Source organism: Vibrio sp. ECSMB14106 (genome assembly GCF_000972265.1).
GTDB lineage: Bacteria > Pseudomonadota > Gammaproteobacteria > Enterobacterales > Vibrionaceae > Vibrio > Vibrio kanaloae.
On the sequence record NZ_LAUM01000035.1, the window covers coordinates 1 to 20,718 of the forward strand.

The window sequence follows — 20,718 nt, forward strand, 5'->3', positions numbered from 1 at the left end:
AATTCCGCCACGACCGCAGCAAAGCTTTCCTCTCAACTAAGCAAAGAGCCTAGCGAAGAGTATAGTTATATCGATATTGGTGATTCAATATAACGTTGTGTGTTCTTCTTTCATAAAGAAAGAATGGTGGCTACTGCGGGATTTGAACCTGCGACCCCATCATTATGAGTGATGTGCTCTAACCAACTGAGCTAAGTAGCCATCTGAGAGCGAAGTAATATAATATAATCTCGCTTCCAATGCCATTATCTTTTTAAAGATAATTACACTTTAAATTGTGGCTGGGCTACCTGGATTCGAACCAGGGAATGCTGGCATCAAAAGCCAGTGCCTTACCGCTTGGCGATAGCCCAACAGGATATCACTTAAGATATCTCAATATGGTGCGGTCGGAGAGACTTGAACTCTCACACCTCTCGGCGCCAGAACCTAAATCTGGTGCGTCTACCAATTCCGCCACGACCGCTTTACTTTCCTAAAAACTCTTGTCGTTAATAAACATGTGTTTAATAACAAACAGAGTGCTTAGGAAATGGTGGCTACTGCGGGATTTGAACCTGCGACCCCATCATTATGAGTGATGTGCTCTAACCAACTGAGCTAAGTAGCCATTTCCAATTTTTTGTTCATTTTGATACGTTACCGCTTCGCTGTGAACGGGGCGCATTATGCGGAGTTGAGTGAAACCCGTCAACTTTTTTTTTGAATAAATCACGAATAAACATCTGTTCGGTTTCTTTTTAGTCAAAGAGGCGTATTTGTCGGCAAAAAACAGGTCAAAAAGCCGATATATATAGGAAGTTAGGTTTCAGATACAGGGCTATTTCGTCAGAGGAAAAACAAAAAAGGCCAGTGAACTCACTGGCCTTTATCTGATGTAAAATCAGTAATTATACGTTGAAACGGAAGTGAACAACGTCACCATCTTTAACTATGTATTCTTTGCCTTCAAGACGCCATTTACCTGCATCTTTTGCACCGCTCTCACCGTTAAATTCGATAAAGTGATCAAAACCAACAACTTCAGCTCTGATGAAGCCTTTTTCGAAGTCAGTGTGGATTTTACCAGCAGCCTGTGGCGCCGTTGCGCCAATAGGAATCGTCCAAGCTCGAACTTCTTTTACACCAGCAGTAAAGTAAGTTTGAAGAGTTAGTAGTTCGTAACCAGAGCGGATCACTCGGTTAAGGCCTGGTTCTTCGATTCCCATATCTGCCAGGAATTCTTCGCGATCTTCGTCGTCAAGTTCAGAAAGTTCAGATTCGATAGCTGCACAAACAGCAACAACTACGTTGTTTTCGTTTTCTGCGTATTCACGAACCGCGTCTAGGTAAGGATTGTTTTCGAAACCATCTTCCGCAACGTTTGCGATGTACATAGTTGGCTTAAGCGTTAGGAAGTTTAGGTAGCCGATAGCCGCCGCTTCTTCTTTTCCTAGTTCAACTGTACGTGCCATTCCACCTTCAGTAAGAACTGGTAGTAGTTTTTCTAGTACAGTGATCTCGAATTTAGCGTCCTTGTCACCGCCTTTTGCTTTCTTAGCGTTACGTTGAATTGCACGCTCACAGCTGTCTAAGTCAGCCAGCGCAAGTTCAAGGTTGATCACTTCAATATCTTCGATAGGAGATACTTTGCCAGAAACGTGAACGATGTTTTCGTTTTCAAAGCAGCGAACAACGTGACCGATAGCGTCAGTTTCGCGGATGTTTGCAAGGAATTTGTTACCAAGGCCTTCACCTTTAGACGCGCCAGCAACTAAGCCAGCGATATCTACGAATTCCATTGTTGTTGGAAGGATCTTCTGTGGATTAACAATCTTTGCTAATGCATCTAAGCGCAGATCTGGGACCGGAACGATACCTGTGTTTGGTTCGATCGTACAAAATGGAAAGTTTGCTGCTTCGATGCCTGCTTTAGTCAGTGCGTTAAACAGAGTTGACTTACCAACGTTTGGTAGACCAACGATGCCACATTTAAAACCCATGATATAAACCTTATTCTGCTTTGAACGTATGTAAGCGATTTTGTGCTTTTGGTAGGCCATCTTTTAATAAGATGTCTAGGCTGCGAACCGATTCGTCAACGACGGCCTCGATACACTCTTGCTCTTTTTGTGGAGCTTTGCCTAATACATAACCTGCAACTTTATCTTTGTGTCCAGGATGGCCAATGCCTAATCTAAGACGATAGAATTCTTTATTGTTACCCTGTTTGCTGATGATGTCTTTCAGACCGTTGTGTCCGCCGTGACCACCACCTTTTTTAAACTTTCCAATGCCAGGAGGGAGATCTAACTCATCATGAGCCACCATGATCTCTTCTGGTTTAATTTGGTAGAACTTTGCCAGAGCCGCAACTGCTTTGCCTGATAAGTTCATAAAAGTCGTTGGGATCAGCAAACGAAGATCTTCACCATGAACCATGATACGACCCGTAAGGCCAAAGAACTTTGATTCGTTCTTTAGTGTCACGTTGTGTACTCGTGCTAATTCTTCAACTACCCAAGCACCCGCATTGTGGCGAGTTTTGGCGTATTCTGGACCTGGATTAGCCAGTCCAACGAGAAGTTTTATTTGTTGGCTCAAGGTATGGATCTCTCTTGGGATTTCAAAAAGCGCCGTATGATATCACAGTTTATGAAAAAGGTGCGAGCTAGCTGACAGCAACACGATTATTCCTGATTGTGATAAATAGTCGTGCGATATAACTCAGACATAAAAAAAGCACTTCATTTAATGAAGTGCTTAATGTCTTTCTCTAACGTGTTTCTAAACCAAAGCTATTGTAAAAAACTATGAGGCTCTAATTAGTTGAACATCGCTGAGATTGATTCTTCGTTGCTGATGCGACGAATTGCTTCAGCAAGCATGCGAGAAAGGCTTAGCTCAGTAACTTTGCCTGTCGCTGCCATTTCTGGAGAAAGCTTAATTGAATCAGTAACAATAACTTGGTCTAGTACTGAGTTGCGGATGTTTTCTGCAGCAGTACCAGAGAATACCGCGTGAGTTGCGTAAGCGAATACACGCTTAGCACCGCGCTCTTTAAGCGCTTCAGCGGCTTTACATAAAGTACCACCAGTATCGATCATGTCATCAACGATCACACAGTCGCGACCTTCAACATCACCGATTAGGTTCATTACTTCAGAAACGTTAGCGCGTGGGCGACGCTTATCAACGATAGCGATGTCAACATCACCTAGCGCTTTAGCTGTAGCACGAGCACGCACAACACCACCAAGGTCTGGAGAAACCACAACTGGGTTTTCTAGGCCACGGTTCGCCATGTCTTCTAAAAGAACTGGAGTGCCGAAGATGTTATCAACTGGTACATCGAAGAAACCTTGAATTTGCTCTGCGTGTAGGTCAATAGTAAGAACGCGGTCAACGCCAACGTTAGAAAGGAAATCTGCAACAACTTTTGCAGTAATAGGTACACGAGCAGAACGTACACGACGATCTTGACGAGCATAACCGAAGTAAGGGATTACAGCAGTAATACGGCCAGCAGAAGCACGGCGCATTGCGTCAATCATTACCACCAACTCCATAAGGTTGTCATTGGTTGGTGCACAAGTTGATTGAATCAGGAATACATCGCTACCACGAACGTTTTCATTGATTTGTACAGCGACTTCGCCATCAGAAAAACGGTCTACAGTAGCATCTCCAAGAGAGATGTATAGACGATCAGCAATACGTTGGGCTAGTTCAGGTGTTGCGTTACCAGCAAATAGCTTCATATCAGGCACGGTGGAAACCTCGGGTTGCGTCCAGTTTTAAATAGATTGTGGGTGGGCTGATTGATACTCAGCCAAAGTCTCTTTTAAAGGCGAAATGTTTCGTCCTTTCGCCACGAAAGCGGAAACCATGTCAGGCAGTTTTTCTAATACCAACTCGGCTTCTTTTTTGCTGTTAAATTCAGCAAAAACACACGAGCCAGTACCAGTCAGTCTCGACGGCGCGTATTGTAGCAGCCATGAAAGTTGCTTATCAACCTCTGGGTACAGCATTCGCACAATTTTTTCGCAATCGTTTACGTATTCTTGCTCTAGAAGCGTTGATAGCACTCGCTTTGGGGTGTTTCGAGTTAATTCTGAATGTGTGAATATGTCTACAGTAGCTATGCTCACTTGAGGTTTAACAACGAGGTACCATTTTTCATCCGGGTGAGCGGGTTGCAGTTGTTCTCCAACTCCTTCAGCAAAGGCTGCGTGGCCTCTAACGAACACAGGAACATCAGCACCCAGCTTCAATCCGATCTCTGCAAGCTCATCATCAGACAGATTTAGCTGCCATAGATAATTAAGCGCGACCAACACGGTTGCGGCATTTGAAGAGCCTCCACCAATGCCCCCTCCCATAGGAAGCACCTTCTTTAGCACAATATCTGCACCGAAAGAGGTCGATGTATATTGTTGAAGGGCGGTAGCCGCTTTCCAAATCAGGTTGTCTTCGGTCGCAACGTCTGGGATGTCTGGTGTGATGGTAATCGAGCTCGTGTTCTCATTGGCGGTAACCGTCAGTTCATCGCCAAAATCGACGAATTGAAACAAGGTTTGAAGTTCGTGATAGCCATTGTCACGTCGACCAGTGATATAAAGAAATAAATTCAGTTTAGCCGGAGAAGGCCAGTGCGTTGGCGTTGTTATCATTTTTTCAGTGTCCACTTCGAAACTACAATGTTGATTTTGTTACCGTCTTGCTTGAACGATAATCGGGTAGGGAGGGGGATGGTCTCTACATTTGCGTTGTCTTCATCCGACAATTGTTTACTCGGCATTTCTGTATTTCGGTAATGATCAAAATTTAACGTCCATAGCTGGTTGCGGACTTGTTTCGACAGAGACTCAAGTGTGTTTGTGCTATTGAGTTGGTAGCTATCGGCTTGATCTGGAATGCCAAGGAGCCATTGGGGCAGGTGATCTATCGGGATCTGCAAACCTGTCAGTTGCTCAACTAATACAGACGCACTTGCGTGAGTAAATACTTGGTCGTTATAGGTCACGACTTTAGCCCCCGACGGATCTATGGTCAGGTTCAATACGGTTTGACCGAGGAACGTTGTGAGTCTTAATTGACTTTGATTTTGTGAATGTTTCCAAATGAAGTTTAAGCTTTGGCGCTGCTCTGGAGATATGTAGGCGAGCTTGCCCGAGGCTTGGTAGCTTTTTATCTGTAGAAGTCGGTTTTGGTGGGTTTGCCATTCAACGCTGGTCGGCTGTTCGGGCATAGACGAGCAACCCACCATAATTATGGTCATAAAAAGAAGAGACGTGATTTTACGAAGCTTGCTCATATTTGCTCACAACTTGTTCAAATTTATCTAAAAAACGCTTCAACTATAGCATTGAATTCACGAACTCAGGAAAACAAATCCCGCTTGCTCTTTAAATAGAGCCATGCATCAAGTAAAATTCGGCTCTTGTTTCCATTCCCTGATCGAGAACTTCTGATACATGTCTTTGCTTGCCGTAGGTATCAATCACAACACTGCGTCGGTTGAATTGCGCGAAAAAGTCGCTTTTGGTCCAGATAAATTATCTGAGGCACTTAAGCAACTCAACGCAAATGCACACGTAAATGGAAGTGTCATACTTTCTACCTGTAATCGAACTGAAGTGTATTGTGACGTTAAAGGCGTAGCAAAAAACAAGTTGATCGATTGGTTATCAGTGTTCCATCAAGTGAGCCCTGAAGAGTTAAAGCCAAGCCTGTATATCCATGAAGAGCAAGCTGCAATAAAACATTTAATGCGTGTGGCCTGTGGTTTGGACTCTTTGGTGTTAGGTGAACCGCAGATCTTAGGTCAGGTGAAACAAGCTTATACAGATTCAAGAGAGAACCAATCTGTTGATGCTTCAATGGAAAAGCTATTCCAGAAATCCTTCTCTGTTGCGAAACGAGTTCGAACGGAAACTGAAATTGGCGGTAGTGCAGTTTCAGTTGCTTACGCCGCCTGTACGTTAGCCAAACAGATTTTTGAATCAATTGCCGCATCAACGGTGTTATTGGTCGGTGCAGGGGAAACTATTGAACTGGTGGCGAAGCACCTGTCGGCGAATGGTTGTACCAAGATGATTGTGGCTAACCGAACTCGTGAGCGTGCTTTAGGTCTTGCAAAAGAGTTTGGCGCTGAAGTGATCAGCCTCAATGAGATTCCAGACCATCTGCATCGAGCGGATATTGTGATTAGCTCAACAGCAAGCCCATTGCCTATTATAGGTAAGGGAATGGTTGAAACTGCTTTGAAAACAAGAAAGCACCAACCAATGTTGTTGGTTGATATCGCCGTGCCTCGCGACGTTGAATCTCAGGTAGGCGAACTGAATGATGCGTATCTATATTCAGTGGATGATCTGCAGTCGATTGTTGATGGTAATATTGAGCAACGTAAAGTTGAAGCGATTCAAGCTGAAGCGATTGTCAGCGAAGAAAGTGCTGCATTTATGAGTTGGATGCGTTCATTGCAAGCAGTAGACAGTATTCGAGATTACCGTAAATCGGCCAACGAAATACGAGAAGAATTATTAAGTAAGAGTTTGCAATCACTTGCTGCTGGCGGTGACCCCGAGAAAGTTTTACTTGAGCTCAGTAATAAGCTCACAAACAAATTGATCCATGCTCCAACGCGAGCACTCCAAAGTGCAGCAGAGCAAGGAGAACCTGCAAAATTAACGGTCATTAGACAGAGTTTGGGCCTAGAAAACCCTCAATAATATTAGACCCCCAATAAGATAAGACATTATGAAAGCCTCGATTCTAGTAAAGCTTGAAACACTTGTTGAACGCTATGAAGAAGTTCAACATCTACTTGGTGATCCAGATGTAATCGGGAATCAAGACAAATTCCGTGCACTTTCAAGAGAGTATTCTCAACTTGAAGAAGTGACGGCTTGTTTCCAGTCATACCAGCAAGCTCAAGAAGATTTAGAAGCTGCTGAAGAGATGGCAAATGAAGATGACGCAGAAATGCGCGAAATGGCGCAAGAAGAAATCAAAGAGGCGAAAGCGAACATTGAACGTCTGACTGATGAGCTGCAAATTCTTCTTATTCCAAAAGACCCAAATGATGAGCGTAACTGTTTCCTAGAAATCCGCGCAGGTGCGGGGGGGGATGAAGCGGGTATCTTTGCGGGTAACCTTTTCCGTATGTACTCTAAATTTGCCGAGAAAAAAGGTTGGCGTGTCGAGGTGATGAGCAGCAATGTTTCAGAGCAGGGCGGCTTTAAAGAAATGATCGCCAAAATAAGTGGCGACAGTGTTTACGGTACCATGAAATTTGAGTCGGGTGGTCACCGTGTGCAGCGTGTTCCTGAAACGGAATCCCAAGGCCGTGTTCATACTTCTGCATGTACGGTCGCAGTGATGCCTGAGATCCCAGAAGCTGATCTTCCAGAAATCAAGGCTGGCGATCTTAAAATTGATACTTTCCGTGCTTCTGGTGCGGGTGGTCAACACGTTAACACCACGGATTCAGCAATCCGTATTACTCACTTACCAACCGGTACCGTAGTAGAGTGTCAAGACGAGCGCTCTCAGCATAAGAACAAGGCGAAAGCGATGGCTGTGCTTGCGGCTCGTATTGTTCAGGCAGAAGAAGAGCGCCGCGCGGCAGCAGTTTCAGACACACGTCGTAACCTGCTAGGTTCTGGTGACCGTAGTGATCGTATTCGTACGTACAACTACCCACAAGGTCGTGTTTCTGATCACCGCATCAATTTGACAATTTACCGTCTGAACGAAGTGCTTGAAGGCGATATGCAAAGCTTGCTTGATCCTGTTCTTCAAGAGCACCAAGCCGACCAACTTGCTGCACTTTCAGAGCACAACTAATCTGTATGCAGTCAGCATATACGGTTGAAAGCGCTTTAAAATCAGCAATCGTACAGCTTCAAAAGGGTGATAACACATCGCCCTCTATTGATGCTGCGGTACTGCTTTGTCACGTCTTAGACAAACCAAGGTCATACTTGCTTACTTGGCCTGAGAAGCTTCTTACCTCAGAACAAGAGTCCGAATTCAATGCACTTTTAAGGCGACGTTTAACCGGTGAGCCTGTGGCTTATATTGTTGGTGAACGTGAGTTTTGGTCATTGCCATTAAAAGTTTCTCCTTCTACCTTAATCCCACGCCCAGATACTGAGCGTTTGGTTGAAGTCGTTTTGGATAAAGCCTCTGGCAAACAAGGGGCGATTCTGGATCTAGGAACTGGCACTGGGGCAATTGCATTGGCGTTAGCGTCTGAAATGCCAAATAGACCAGTGACGGGTATTGATCTGCGTCCTGAAGCTCAAGAGCTTGCGACAGAAAATGCGAAGCGCTTAAACATCACCAACGCTACGTTTTTACATGGCAGTTGGTTTGAGCCTTTAAGTGAATTAGCTTCTGATGGCAACGATACCAAGTTCTCTTTAATTGTCTCTAACCCACCTTATATTGAGAAAGATGACCCTCATTTATCTCAAGGAGATGTACGTTTTGAGCCAATGACTGCGTTAGTCGCTGAAGAGAAAGGGCTCGCGGATATTCGATACATCTCTGAAAACGCACGCCGCTTTTTAGAAAACGAAGGCTGGCTAGCGTTTGAACATGGTTACGACCAAGGCTTGGCGGTACGTGAGATTATGCAGGCGCTCGGTTATCTCGATGTTGCCACAGAGAAAGATTACGGTGGTAATGACCGAGTGACATTAGGTCGTTACTGTTCATAGTTCGTTGCTGTAATTGGTTACTGACATTAGCTGATGGATAATCGATTACGAACTTGCCAAATTAATACCTTTAACTCGATCATGCATTTAATGCAGAAATACCGGGCATTAACAGGTATTGTGTGGCTCGTGTTAACCAAAGCTCATATAAAAATATAAAGGAATACCATGTACGAAGGTTTAAAACATTTTCACCTATTAACAATTGCGATAAGCGCACTGCTGCTTTCGATTCGTTTCGCTCTTATGATGGCTAACTCTCCAAAGCTTAAGCATCCTTTCTTGCAGCGTTTTCCTCATATCAACGACTCGTTACTGCTGTTATCGGGTATTGGCTTGATTTTTATTACGGGTTTTATTCCATTTACGCCTGCAGCACCATGGTTAACCGAAAAACTCACCTGTGTTATGGCTTACATCGCATTAGGCTTCTTTGCACTTAAGTTGGGTAAGAACAAGCTATTGAGAGTGTTCTCGTTTTTTGGCGCTCTTGGCTGGTTAGCAATGGCAGGCAAAATCGCAATGACGAAGACACCAACATTTTTCGGTTAATTATCTCCTTATTTTCGGTTAACTACCTATGTACGAATTTTTTGATGAAGACTTTGACCAGCTAGAGTTAGCTGAAGGTGCATTGATCTTAAATAAAGCGATTAACCCAGAAACTCAAGACAGTTGGGCTGAGCAAGAGCTTTCAAGATTACTAAAAGATGCTGAATTCGCGTTGGTGAATGAAACCGATGAGCAGCAGAAGTTTGAGTCCTTTATTCGACTATTCTTTTTTGAATGGGGCTTTGCTGGCGATAAAGAGGCGTATTTCTCTTCGGAGAACGCATTTATAGACAAAGTACTTGAGAGGAAGAAGGGGATTCCAGTGAGTCTTGGCGCGATCTTCCTTTTTCTAGGTCGCAAGCTAGGCTTCCCTGTAGAGGGGGTTTCTTTTCCAACTCAGTTTTTGCTTAAAGTGAGTTGGTATGGCCAAGCTGCTCTCTATATCAATCCTTACAACGGCGAATATGTTGGTGTAAAAACCTTACGAGCCTGGTTGATTGGCCATGATGGGCCACTCGCTAAGTTGAAAGCAGAGCATTTAGAGGTCGCTGATCACCCAACGATTATCGGTAAATGGCTAGCGTTACTTAAGAGTGCATTACTACGAGAAGAGCGTTATACGCTGGCATTGAAATGTACAGATCTTGCTTTGACGTTTGTTCCGGATGACCCGTATGAAATCCGCGATCGCGGGTTTATTTATCAGCAGTTAGACTGTCATCAAGTGGCCGCAACAGATTATCAATATTTTATCGACCAATGCCCAGATGACCCTGCATCTGAATTACTGAAATCTCAAGTGAATGTCATGAACGAAAAGACCGTGGTTGTTCACTAATTAATAATTATTTAGAGAGAATATGATGGAACAGAAAACAGTCCATATTGGCGATATGCCAATTGCTAATGATAAGCCATTTACGCTATTTGCAGGCATGAATGTTCTTGAGTCTCGTGATCTCGCTATGCAGATTTGTGAGCACTACGTAAAAGTAACAGAGAAGCTGGGCATCCCTTATGTATTTAAGGCGTCTTTTGATAAAGCGAACCGCAGCTCAGTGCATTCATACCGTGGTCCAGGTATGGAAGAAGGTCTTAAAATCTTCCAAGAACTGAAAGATACCTTTGGCGTGAAGATCATTACTGATATCCACACCGAAGCACAGGCTCAGCCAGTCGCTGATGTGGTTGATGTAATCCAGCTTCCTGCATTCCTAGCTCGTCAAACTGACCTTGTTGAAGCGATGGCGAAAACAGGCTCTGTGATTAACGTAAAGAAACCTCAGTTCATGAGCCCAGATCAAGTGGGTAATATCGTTGATAAGTTTGCTGAGTGCGGTAACGACAACATCATTCTTTGCGAACGTGGTTCTTGCATGGGATATGACAACTTAGTTGTTGATATGCTTGGCTTCGGTGTAATGAAGAAGTCTTCGAACGGTAGCCCAATCATCTTTGACGTGACTCACGCGCTTCAAATGCGTGACCCATCAGGTGCTGCATCTGGCGGTCGTCGCGAGCAAACGGTTGAGCTTGCGAAAGCGGGTCTTGCTACAGGTATTGCAGGTCTGTTTATTGAAGCGCACCCGAACCCAGATCAAGCTCGTTGTGACGGTCCGTCAGCGCTACCTCTCGATAAACTAGAGCCGTTCTTGAAGCAGATGAAAGCGCTTGATGATCTTATCAAAGGATTCGACCACATTGACATTAAATAACTCAGCATAGTTATTTAACATTAAGATAAACAGCAAACGCCCAGTTCTTTGAACTGGGCGTTTTTTATCAGCTAGGGTAACCCGTTATTTACTACGATTGGTATTAACAATGTAGGTGATTACTTGTTGTATTATTCTATTAGTGTGAGGCTTATTCTATTTATAGTAAATTGCTGATATTTATCACACTTTTTAAGTAAACGATTGCCTGTGATGCAGGGGAAGTTTGAGTGTAATCTCATAATTTTGTTACACTTAACTATTAATCTATGCGTGACCAATTCGACATAAATATGAAATCGTCGTGTTACATCGAGAATGTTAATTTAAGATTAGTTATGTTGAAGTCTTATTGTACGAACTCCAGGAAAGGGGTCGCAATAGATTATAAAAAGCAGTGGATTCCCCTAAAAAGTTCAAAGGTATGACAATGAAGCAACGCCTTATTCTAAAGACAGCACTAAGTGCTGCAATCTTAGCTACTCTAGCTGGGTGTTCGTCTCAATCTACTCTAGATTGGAACCAAGATGAAACTTACAAGCTAACGATTCTTCACACTAACGACAATCATGGTCGCTTCTGGCAGAACAAATACGGCGAATACGGCATGTCTGCGCGTAAAACGCTGGTTGATCAACTTCGTGCTGAAGTTGAAGCCGAAGGTGGTAGCGTGTTGCTTCTTTCTGGCGGTGACATTAATACTGGTGTACCAGAGTCCGATCTTCAAGATGCAGAACCTGATTTCAAAGGCATGAACAAGATTGGTTACGATGCAATGGCATTGGGTAACCACGAGTTCGATAATTCACTAGACGTACTACAAAAGCAGATCGACTGGGCTAACTTTCCAATGCTTTCTGCAAACATCTACGATAAAGCGACTGGTGAACGTAAGTTTCAAGCTTATGAGATGTTTGAAAAGCAAGGCATTAAGATTGCAGTTATCGGCCTAACAACTGAAGACACAGCGAAAATTGGGAATCCAGAGTTTATCGCTGGTATCGACTTCCGTGACCCTAAAGAAGAAGCGAAAAAGTTAATCGCTGAATTGAAAGAAACAGAAAGTCCGGATCTGATTTTTGCTGTCACTCATATGGGTCACTACGAAAATGGTCAACGTGGTGTTAACGCACCTGGGGACGTAGCATTGGCTCGTTACCTCAACGAAGGTGATCTCGACATGATCGTAGGTGGTCATTCTCAAGAGCCTGTTTGTATGGAAGGCCCTAACGTTGCGAAGAAAAACTTCACACCGGGTGATGAGTGTAGACCCGACGTACAAAACGGTACTTACATCGTTCAAGCTCACGAGTGGGGTAAGTACGTTGGTCGTGCTGATTACGAATTCCGTAATGGTGAGCTAGAAATGGTGAGCTACGATCTGGTTCCTGTTAACCTTAAGAAGAAAGTTAAGATTGATGGTAAGAAGCAACGAGTTCTTATTCAAGATGAAATCGCCCAAGATCCAGAGCTCCTTGAATTCCTACGTCCTTTCCAAGAGGAAGGTCAAGCTCAGCTAGAAGTTAAGATCGCCGAGACAAATGGCAAGCTTGAAGGTGATCGTAACGTCGTTCGTTTCCAACAGACTAACTTAGGTCGTTTGATTGCTACTTCACACATGGAGCGTGCAAAAGCAGACTTCGCTGTGATGAACTCTGGTGGTGTGCGTGATTCAATTGAAGCGGGCGATGTAACTTACAAAGACGTGCTAAAAGTACAACCATTTGCAAACATTCTGACTTACACAGATATGACGGGTAAAGAAGTACTTGATTACCTAAACGTAGTGGCGACTAAACCAATCGATTCTGGTGCTTACGCTCAGTTTTCTGGCATCTCTATGACAGTAGAAAATGGTGCAGTATCGAATGTATTCATCGGTGGTAAACAGCTTCGCTTGGACGAGACATATCGTTTCACAATACCAAGCTTTAATGCTGCTGGTGGTGATGGCTATCCTAAATTGTCTGACCACCCAGGTTACGTAAACACTGGTTTTGTTGATGCTGAAGTACTGAAAGAGTACCTAGAAGCAAACAGCCCGGTTGACGTGAACAAGTACGCGCCTTCTGGTCAAATGGTTTACAAGTAATTGACCCCAATAAATTTAGTCATTAGATGCTGAATTAGATTGACTCCAGCACCATGATAAATTTAACTAAAGCGACGCCTCGGCGTCGCTTGTTGTTTATATACTGCTTGTTTTTTCTCTATCGTTTGGATTTGTTATGACTCCTGCTATCAATCTTGCTAAAAAAAAGAAAATCGCTCATAGCGTGCATCAATATGATCATGATGCGAATAATACTAATTATGGATTAGAAGCCGTTGAAGCACTTGGTCAGGATCCGAAACGCGTATTCAAAACATTGCTATTTTGTTTGAACGGTGTTGCTAAAGATTTGGCTGTGGCGGTTATTCCTGTCGACCAGAAGCTAAACCTAAAGCTTGCAGCGAAAGCGGCGAAAGGCAAAAAGGCAGAGATGGCGAATCCTGATATTGCACAGAAAACCACAGGCTATGTGGTTGGTGGAATCAGCCCACTTGGCCAGAAAAAAGCATTGCCTACCTTTGTTCATTGCAGTGCTACAGATTTTGAAACGATATGTGTGAGTGCTGGGAAGCGAGGGCTAGAAATTGAACTCGATCCAAAAGACTTAGCACTACTGACTCGCGGCCAGTTTGCTGATTTGTGTATGTAGCAGACTGGCGATAACGCAAGCAATTAATATGTAGAGGTAAGTACCAATCTTCGTATCGAGCTTTGACTTAGCCAACAACAAAAACGCCCACCAAGATAACCTAGTGGGCGTTTTTATATTAGAGAGCAGCTCTACTTCTTCAGGCCTAAAGTACCACCAACACGCTTTGGTGCAGGTTTATTAGGTTTGTTGGAGTCTTGATTACCGCTTCTACGATCGTTGTTATTGCGGTCTGTACGATTGCGATCTGAATTAGAGCGCTCTGAACGAGAGTTCGATTTCCAGTTCTCGGTATTGCCGCCGCTTTCACCATTCGACGAACTACGACCACGCTTTGAATTGGGGGCATGACGGAATTCATCCGCATTGTTACCGCGGTACGTGCGAGTACGGTTCTCGTTTTGATTACGGCGCGCTGTTGAAGTTTGGTTCTCTTCGCGACTGTCAAAAAGTTTCGCGTCAGTCGCTTTACGAATGCGTTGACCTTTCGCGTTCATTTTTGACGCATCTTCAGTACTTACTGAGCCTTCACACATCGCCAAGATTTCAGTGACCTCTTCGTCGCTCAGGTAACGCCATTTGCCATTAGGAATGCCATCTAAAGAGATATTCATAATGCGAACACGACGCAGCTTGAAAACTTCGTAGCCTAGAGCTTCGCACATACGACGAATCTGGCGGTTAAGGCCTTGCGTTAACGTAATCCGGAACGAGAACTTGGTCTCTTTCTCTACCTTACATGGTAAAGTAACAGTATCTAAAATTGGCACGCCCGACGCCATTTTCTTCAAGAATTCAGTTGTAATCGGCTTATCTACGCGCACCACGTATTCTTTCTCGTGGTTGTTACCTGCACGTAGGATTTTGTTTACGATGTCGCCGTCGTTGGTTAGGAAGATAAGGCCATCTGAGGGCTTATCTAGGCGACCAATCGGGAAAATACGCTTGTGGTGGCCGATAAAGTCGACGATGTTGCCAGGAATATCACGCTCAGTGGTACAGGTGATACCTGTTGGTTTATTAAGAGCTATGTAGATAGGCTTCTCTTTCGAGCGGACAGGTTTATTGTCGATCTCAACATCATCACCGTGCATGACTTTGGTACCCATTTCAGGGATCTTACCATTGATAGTAACTCGGCCAGCATCAATGAGTTTGTCGGCTTCGCGGCGTGAGCAAAAACCAGTTTCACTGATGTACTTATTAAGGCGTTTAGCTTGGGATTCTTGTGACATGATATTCTCTTAGCGTTTCACAACGGAAATTTAGATAAACAAAAAGCAACTACAGGATAGTTGCTTTTACGTTTGAATTCGTTAATTGACGACAATTTTAGCACCTAGAGTGTACTTCGGCACTAAATATCTATTGCGCGTCAGATTAGAGCATTAAAGAACGTGTAGCTGGTGTTCTCGACACAATATGATTAACTCGATCGTTTCTGATGTCGCTCTCTATTTTCGAGTTTCTTGTCATTACTTTTTCTCAGCATGACGTAAACGGCACCTGTGCCACCATGAAATTGCTGTGTTGAATGAACACACTGAACATCATTAATTTGCGAGAGCCAATTTGCCACATAGCTTTTCATCATGGCAGGTGGGTTAGAGCGCTCACCCTTACCGTGAACAATAATCACGGTGCGCACATCCATTCTTAGACATTGACGTAAAAATGAAAGCACTTCATTACGAGCATCTTTCAGTGTTTTCCTGTGCAGATCGAGCTTAGCTTGAATTGGATATTTACCTAAGCGCAGTTTCTTGAATACGCCTTCCTGCACGCCATCTTTTTTATAGGCGATAACATCATCTGGCTTTAACATCGGAGAATAGTCGAGCGAGAGATAATCTTTCTCGTCATCAGACAGCCACATAGCAGCTTCACGCTTGGCAAGATGAGATTCTGTGACTCGGTGTACTTTCTGGTGTTCGGCGGTGTCATTGTCGATACGTTTAACATCGCCCATCATTTCTTGGAATAGATCTAAGTCGTCATCATGAGACATAGCGGGTATCTCAAGTTGGATAAGGGTAGGGTAAGTATACCTAAGTTAGTATGGTGTTTAAAAATGAAAAAACCGGAGAAGACAAGAAGCCTACTCCGGTGCAAAGCGTTTTAACGTTTACCTATCAAGAATGATACTTAAAAGTAAATGAGTTAGGCTGAGCAATTCTAATGAGGAGATTTGTCAGTCATAACTTTGTAGATGAAGAAACCTCCATAGAACATCATGAGACCCAAAGCCCCGAAGATTACTATCATTGAAGATAGCCCCACCGCATTACCAAATAGGAGTTCTAGCCAAAAGTCCATGTGTATACCTCAAAGTTATATGACACTACTTAGTGTATTAAGTGGCATTATTGATTCACTGATCTGGATCAATCCTGTTTCATAAGTTAAATATTTGTTGGTGAGTGTGTGTTTTTCGTCACGTTAGGCGTTAGGTTGTACGTCTTTTGTCCGAATGATTCAACTTTGTAAAAAAGAGTGAAAAAAGCCCTTGCGGATAAATTCAGAATCCGTATTATACGCTGCATCGACAGGCAATAAGCCCGTTAGATATCTCGGTGAATAGCGCAGCTTGGTAGCGCATCTGGTTTGGGACCAGAGGGTCGGGGGTTCGAATCCCTCTTCACCGACCACATTAAAGAAAGCCTGCTCATTGAGCAGGCTTTCGTCGTTTTAGGGTATTGAAAATAGGATTTGAACCTAAGTAGGGGGTCGCCTGATGTTCAAAATAAGCTCTTTGTTGATCACATTAAAGAAAGCCGTAGCCCCTTTTATAATAGATAGGGTTACGGCTTTTTTGCATTTTGAAATAGTTAAAGCGCTTATATGGTTTAGATCATGAGGGGGGCTGGGATGCCAGTCTTATCCTCATGGCGAGAAGGTAATGAGGGTGAACCTCGCTAGCTTTTCGCATTAACCTCAAATTGACACTGGGCCTGTTGGCTTTGTGATTGTTGAGTGACATTGAACCCTTTCTCTTCTAATAACTGCAAAAGGTTACCTTCGCCAATCAGGTGTAAAGTACCGACGACCAGCACGTAGTGTCCCTTTGAGTTGAGCTTCCAATCATTGGCAGATAGTTTTTTTGCCCAATCAACGTTGCGATCAGTTAAAAATGCTTTCTCAAGTTCAGATGGCATCTCAGACAGTTTCGCAAAGTCCTCGAGTTTGGTTATATCACCCGCTTTCCAGCCCTCAATAAGGCAACGAACCACACGGTCTGTTTGGTCAAACTCTTCAATGCTAGTCACTAGCCACTCTTTACCAGAATCTTTTTGTCCTGCAATGAGGTCTATTTGAAATTGTAGCGGCTCTAAGCTGATCACTGGAACGTCTTGTATTGTTGCTTTATAGGCGAGTGTTGCGTCTACACCGCCAGCCGAGCCGTAACCAAGGTTTTTTAACTGCTGCATTTGTATCGACAGAGATGCCGCCCAAGGTGGGGAGCTCAGTAGTTGTTGTGTCGGCATACCCAAAGACTTGGAAATGCTCGTTAACAACTGTTTTTGTTCTTCGTTTAATACATCACCCGAGGTCACTGTGGTCGTGGGATACACCACACCCTCTGTCTTTCTTATATCTGTCTCGACAATTAATCCGTCGCTCTCTTTTAACGTGTCAGTGACCTGTGAAGGAAGAGGGTACATGCTCTCATCCCCAACGTGCACGGAACCTAAGATAGTGAGGGTCAGATCATCTTTTTTAGCTTGCCAATAAAGAGGTTCGGCGACAGCTTGCTTTGCTGAAAAGACAAGTGTGAGTAACGTAAGGTACAAAAATGTGCGCAAAGAAAGCTCCTTTAGAAAGACATAAACTCGTTAAAAAAGATTTTGACGGCGTTTTTTAACGGTTTTTTTTGAGAACGACGTCACGTTGTTTGTACGAAAAGTATAACAACACGAACCAACTCTTAAACCTTTCTCTCCATCAGCGATACGATTTTATGAAATTCTCTAAAAATATTGTGATTTAATTCTCATTTATTACGTCAAAATAAAAGTGACGGAAGTGTCGTCAACGCTAAGATTATGATTTTAATGAAAATAATATTTGCTGTATTTCTGAGGTTTGAAGCTGATCACTGAATTAGTCTGATTTAATTCACAGCAAAAAATAAGGTCATATAGTTTACCTAACTTTCAGAAGCGCTCCACTTTGCTTCTTACTCAATTTTCTAAATTTATGGGTGAATACGATGTTGAAGAGAAACTTACTATCTGTAGCGGTACTGGCTGGTTTGGCGGGTTTGGCGGGTTGTGCTGTAACACAAGCACCAGAACAACTGGTGGTTAATGCACTGGCTGATAACCTTGATGTGCAATATGAAATTCTAACCAATCACGGTGCGAATGAGGGTATGGCTTGTCAGGATCTCGGCGCAGAGTGGGCATCATGTAACAAAGTGAACATGACGCTAACTAATGATGGTGAAGCTATTGATTCGAAAGATTGGGCCATCTACTTCCACAGTATTCGTCTTATCTTAGATGTTGATAATGAGCAGTTTAAAATCACTCGTGTAACGGGTGACCTACACAAACTAGAACCGACAGATAAGTTCGATGGTTTTGCCGCTGGTGAAGAAGTGCTTCTTCCACTAACAAGTGAATACTGGCAACTGTTTGAAACCGACTTTATGCCGGGTGCATTTGTAACGGCGCCAAACGCTGAACCTAAGGTGATTGCTTCATTGAATACGGAAGATGTCGCGTCGTTCGTAACTGGTTTGGAAGGAAACAACCTTAAGCGTACACCTGATGACAACAATGTCATGGCAACCGCGGTTACTCGCTTTGAAAAGAATGCAGATCTGGCAACGCAAGACGTTTCAACAACTCTACTACCAACACCAATGTCAGTAGAAGCGGGTGAAGGTTCAGTGAGCATCGCTGGTGGCATTGCCCTACCTAAAGACGCATTCGATGCTGAGCAATTCGCAGCAATTGAAGAACGTGCAGATGTGGTAAACGTAGATGTGAGTGGCGACCTACCTGTGAGTGTCGCTGTTGTTCCTACTCTGTTTACGGGTGATTTAGCGAAATCTGGCGCTTATGAACTAAGCATCTCGGAAGAGGGGATTGCGATTAAAGCGTTTGATAAAACAGGTGCTTTCTACGCAGTTCAGTCTATTTTTGGCCTAATAGACAGTCAGAACGCTGAATCATTACCACAACTGTCGATCCAAGATGCGCCACGCTTTGATTACCGTGGTGTGATGGTGGATGTTGCTCGAAACTTCCACTCAAAAGATGCCATCCTAGCAACGCTAGATCAAATGGCAGCCTACAAGATGAACAAACTGCACCTTCACTTAACGGATGATGAAGGCTGGCGTTTAGAAATCCCAGGTTTACCAGAGCTAACAGATGTAGGGTCTAATCGTTGTTTTGATTTGGAAGAGCAAAGCTGTTTACTGCCTCAGCTAGGTTCGGGTCCAACAACAGACAACTTTGGCTCTGGTTTCTTTAGTAAAGCGGATTACGTCGAGATCTTAAGCTACGCAAAAGCGCGCAGCATCGAAGTAATTCCAGAAATTGATATGCCGGCACACGCTCGTTCTGCTGTGGTATCAATGGAAGCTCGTTACACTCGCCTAACGGCGGAAGGCAAAGAAGCTGAAGCAAGTGAATATCGCTTGATGGATCCACAAGATACTTCAAACGTGACGACGATTCAGTTCTACGATAAACACAGCTTCATTAACCCATGTATGGAATCATCGACTCGCTTTGTTGATAAAGTGATTACTGAAATTGCAGCAATGCACAATGAGGCGGGTATGCCGCTAACGACTTGGCACTTTGGTGGTGATGAAGCGAAAAACATCAAGCTAGGCGCAGGCTTCCAAGATATTAATGCAGAAGACAAAGTGGCATGGAAAGGTAACATTGAGCTAGACAAGCAAGACAAACCATTCCAACAGTCTCCACAATGTCAGTCTTTGATTGCTGATGGTTCAGTGAGTGATTTCGGTCACCTGCCTGGCTACTTTGCAAAAGAAGTATCAAAAATTGTTGCAGACAAAGGCATTCCTCACTTCCAAGCTTGGCAAGATGGCTTGAAGTATGTGGAAGAGGGGGAATCTGGCTTCGCTACTGAAACGACTCGCGTTAACTTCTGGGACGTTCTTTACTGGGGCGGCACTTCATCAGTTTACGACTGGTCTGCGAAAGGTTATGACGTGATTGTCTCTAACCCAGATTACGTATACATGGATATGCCATACGAAGTAGATGCAGCAGAGCGCGGTTACTATTGGGCAACGCGTGCAACGGATACTCGTAAGATGTTCGGTTTCGCACCGGAAAACATGCCACAAAATGCGGAAACGTCATTAGACCGTGACGGCAATGGCTTCAGTGGTAAAGGCGAGATTGAAGCGAAACCTTTCTACGGTTTGTCAGCGCAGCTTTGGTCTGAAACAGTACGTACTGACGAGCAGTATGAATACATGGTATTCCCACGCGTTCTTGCTGCAGCTGAGCGTGCATGGCACCGAGCGGATTGGGAAAACGACTACAAAGTGGGCGTTGAGTATTCTCAAGATACTGACTTAGTGAATAAGCAGGCTCTAAACAGTGACTTTAATCGTTTCGCGAATATTGTTGGCCAACGTGAGCTGGCTAAGCTTGAAAAAGCGGGTATTGATTACCGACTGCCAGTTCCGGGTGCAAAAGTGGTTGATGGCAAGCTAGCGATGAACGTTCAATTTCCAGGTGTAGAACTGCAATACTCTGCTGATGGTGAAAACTGGCTGACTTATGATGAGCAACAACGTCCTTCGGTTTCTGGTGAAACGTACATCCGCTCTATCTCTGAAAGTGGCGAGAAAGTAAGTCGAGTAACTTCGGTAAAATAATCGACAAGCAATATTAATAGAAGGGCTACCCGTAATTTGAGTAAACAGTAGAAAAGGTATCTATTCGGGGAGGAGTGAGTTATAGCCCTGTATTCGTAATGTTTCTGTATAAATGAAAAGCGTACACACTCTATAATGGGGTGTACGCTTTTCTGTTCCCGAAG

At 43.8% G+C, this 20,718-nt stretch carries 18 protein-coding genes and 5 tRNA genes; 10 read left to right on the top strand and 13 right to left on the bottom strand.

What is annotated here, in order from left to right; genetic code table 11:
• Positions 1 to 124: 124 nt before the first annotated feature.
• From WR49_RS18245 to lolB, 9 genes are all read right to left on the bottom strand, one after another.
• Positions 125 to 201: transfer RNA gene (locus WR49_RS18245), tRNA-Met, on the bottom strand.
• Between the two features lie 77 nt (positions 202 to 278).
• Positions 279 to 353: transfer RNA gene (locus WR49_RS18250), tRNA-Gln, on the bottom strand.
• A 28-nt stretch (positions 354 to 381) separates the two neighbouring features.
• Positions 382 to 466 (bottom strand) — tRNA-Leu (locus WR49_RS18255).
• A 67-nt stretch (positions 467 to 533) separates the two neighbouring features.
• A tRNA-Met gene (locus WR49_RS18260) sits at positions 534 to 610 on the bottom strand.
• A 280-nt stretch (positions 611 to 890) separates the two neighbouring features.
• Positions 891 to 1,982, bottom strand: coding sequence for a redox-regulated ATPase YchF (gene ychF / locus WR49_RS18265; protein ID WP_017056799.1), 1,092 nt, complete (start codon positions 1,980 to 1,982; stop codon positions 891 to 893).
• A gap of 10 nt (positions 1,983 to 1,992) precedes the next feature.
• Positions 1,993 to 2,583, bottom strand: a complete 591-nt coding sequence (pth, locus tag WR49_RS18270; RefSeq protein ID WP_017056800.1) for an aminoacyl-tRNA hydrolase — start codon at positions 2,581 to 2,583, stop codon at positions 1,993 to 1,995.
• Positions 2,584 to 2,804: 221 nt separating this feature from the next.
• Positions 2,805 to 3,749: a ribose-phosphate pyrophosphokinase gene (locus WR49_RS18275; RefSeq protein WP_012603389.1), complete on the bottom strand. Its 945-nt coding sequence runs from the start codon at positions 3,747 to 3,749 to the stop codon at positions 2,805 to 2,807.
• Positions 3,750 to 3,776: 27 nt separating this feature from the next.
• The gene (gene ispE, locus WR49_RS18280) at positions 3,777 to 4,652 is read right to left on the bottom strand and encodes a 4-(cytidine 5'-diphospho)-2-C-methyl-D-erythritol kinase (protein ID WP_046224962.1); all 876 of its coding nucleotides are present in this window, start codon (positions 4,650 to 4,652) and stop codon (positions 3,777 to 3,779) included.
• Positions 4,649 to 5,296, bottom strand: coding sequence for a lipoprotein insertase outer membrane protein LolB (lolB, locus tag WR49_RS18285; RefSeq protein ID WP_046224963.1), 648 nt, complete (start codon positions 5,294 to 5,296; stop codon positions 4,649 to 4,651). The genes ispE and lolB overlap by 4 nt, the downstream gene beginning before the upstream one ends.
• 160 nt (positions 5,297 to 5,456) lie before the next feature.
• On the opposite strand from lolB, the gene hemA reads away from it, so the two are divergent.
• The 8 genes from hemA to ybaK all read left to right on the top strand — a co-directional run bounded on the left by hemA (position 5,457) and on the right by ybaK (position 13,680).
• Positions 5,457 to 6,716, top strand: coding sequence for a glutamyl-tRNA reductase (gene hemA / locus WR49_RS18290; RefSeq protein ID WP_017056803.1), 1,260 nt, complete (start codon positions 5,457 to 5,459; stop codon positions 6,714 to 6,716).
• Positions 6,717 to 6,744: 28 nt separating this feature from the next.
• A complete protein-coding gene (gene prfA, locus WR49_RS18295) occupies positions 6,745 to 7,833 on the top strand; it encodes a peptide chain release factor 1 (protein WP_017056804.1) in 1,089 nt (362 codons plus the stop codon).
• A gap of 5 nt (positions 7,834 to 7,838) precedes the next feature.
• Positions 7,839 to 8,711 (top strand): peptide chain release factor N(5)-glutamine methyltransferase, encoded by an 873-nt coding sequence (gene prmC, locus WR49_RS18300; protein ID WP_046224964.1) that lies wholly within the window; start codon positions 7,839 to 7,841, stop codon positions 8,709 to 8,711.
• A 168-nt stretch (positions 8,712 to 8,879) separates the two neighbouring features.
• Positions 8,880 to 9,263, top strand: a complete 384-nt coding sequence (locus WR49_RS18305; protein ID WP_009848726.1) for a SirB2 family protein — start codon at positions 8,880 to 8,882, stop codon at positions 9,261 to 9,263.
• Positions 9,264 to 9,291: 28 nt separating this feature from the next.
• On the top strand, positions 9,292 to 10,101 hold the full coding sequence (locus tag WR49_RS18310) for a SirB1 family protein (protein WP_046224965.1): 810 nt from the start codon (positions 9,292 to 9,294) through the stop codon (positions 10,099 to 10,101).
• Between the two features lie 22 nt (positions 10,102 to 10,123).
• The gene (gene kdsA / locus WR49_RS18315) at positions 10,124 to 10,978 is read left to right on the top strand and encodes a 3-deoxy-8-phosphooctulonate synthase (RefSeq protein WP_171351091.1); all 855 of its coding nucleotides are present in this window, start codon (positions 10,124 to 10,126) and stop codon (positions 10,976 to 10,978) included.
• A gap of 430 nt (positions 10,979 to 11,408) precedes the next feature.
• Positions 11,409 to 13,070, top strand: coding sequence for a bifunctional UDP-sugar hydrolase/5'-nucleotidase UshA (gene ushA, locus WR49_RS18320; RefSeq protein WP_046224966.1), 1,662 nt, complete (start codon positions 11,409 to 11,411; stop codon positions 13,068 to 13,070).
• A 136-nt stretch (positions 13,071 to 13,206) separates the two neighbouring features.
• Positions 13,207 to 13,680 carry a Cys-tRNA(Pro) deacylase gene (ybaK, locus tag WR49_RS18325; protein WP_046224967.1) on the top strand — a complete coding sequence of 158 codons (474 nt, stop codon included), beginning with the start codon at positions 13,207 to 13,209 and terminating at the stop codon, positions 13,678 to 13,680.
• A gap of 131 nt (positions 13,681 to 13,811) precedes the next feature.
• Here the strand turns inward: ybaK and rluF are convergent, their stop codons facing one another.
• The 3 genes from rluF to WR49_RS21200 form a co-directional block, all read right to left on the bottom strand.
• Positions 13,812 to 14,915 carry a 23S rRNA pseudouridine(2604) synthase RluF gene (rluF, locus tag WR49_RS18330; protein WP_046224968.1) on the bottom strand — a complete coding sequence of 368 codons (1,104 nt, stop codon included), beginning with the start codon at positions 14,913 to 14,915 and terminating at the stop codon, positions 13,812 to 13,814.
• Positions 14,916 to 15,106: 191 nt separating this feature from the next.
• A complete protein-coding gene (gene smrA, locus WR49_RS18335) occupies positions 15,107 to 15,688 on the bottom strand; it encodes a DNA endonuclease SmrA (RefSeq protein ID WP_017056810.1) in 582 nt (193 codons plus the stop codon).
• A 167-nt stretch (positions 15,689 to 15,855) separates the two neighbouring features.
• Positions 15,856 to 15,996 carry a DUF3149 domain-containing protein gene (locus tag WR49_RS21200; RefSeq protein WP_017056811.1) on the bottom strand — a complete coding sequence of 47 codons (141 nt, stop codon included), beginning with the start codon at positions 15,994 to 15,996 and terminating at the stop codon, positions 15,856 to 15,858.
• A gap of 255 nt (positions 15,997 to 16,251) precedes the next feature.
• On the opposite strand from WR49_RS21200, the gene WR49_RS18345 reads away from it, so the two are divergent.
• Positions 16,252 to 16,328 (top strand) — tRNA-Pro (locus WR49_RS18345).
• Between the two features lie 267 nt (positions 16,329 to 16,595).
• On the opposite strand, the gene WR49_RS18350 is transcribed toward WR49_RS18345, so the two are convergent.
• Positions 16,596 to 17,483: a TraB/GumN family protein gene (locus WR49_RS18350; protein ID WP_046224969.1), complete on the bottom strand. Its 888-nt coding sequence runs from the start codon at positions 17,481 to 17,483 to the stop codon at positions 16,596 to 16,598.
• Positions 17,484 to 17,890: 407 nt separating this feature from the next.
• Between WR49_RS18350 and WR49_RS18355 the strand changes: the two genes are divergently transcribed.
• Complete coding sequence (locus WR49_RS18355) at positions 17,891 to 20,554, top strand: beta-N-acetylhexosaminidase (protein WP_046224970.1); 2,664 nt, start codon at positions 17,891 to 17,893, stop codon at positions 20,552 to 20,554.
• The last annotated feature ends 164 nt before the right edge of the window (positions 20,555 to 20,718 follow it).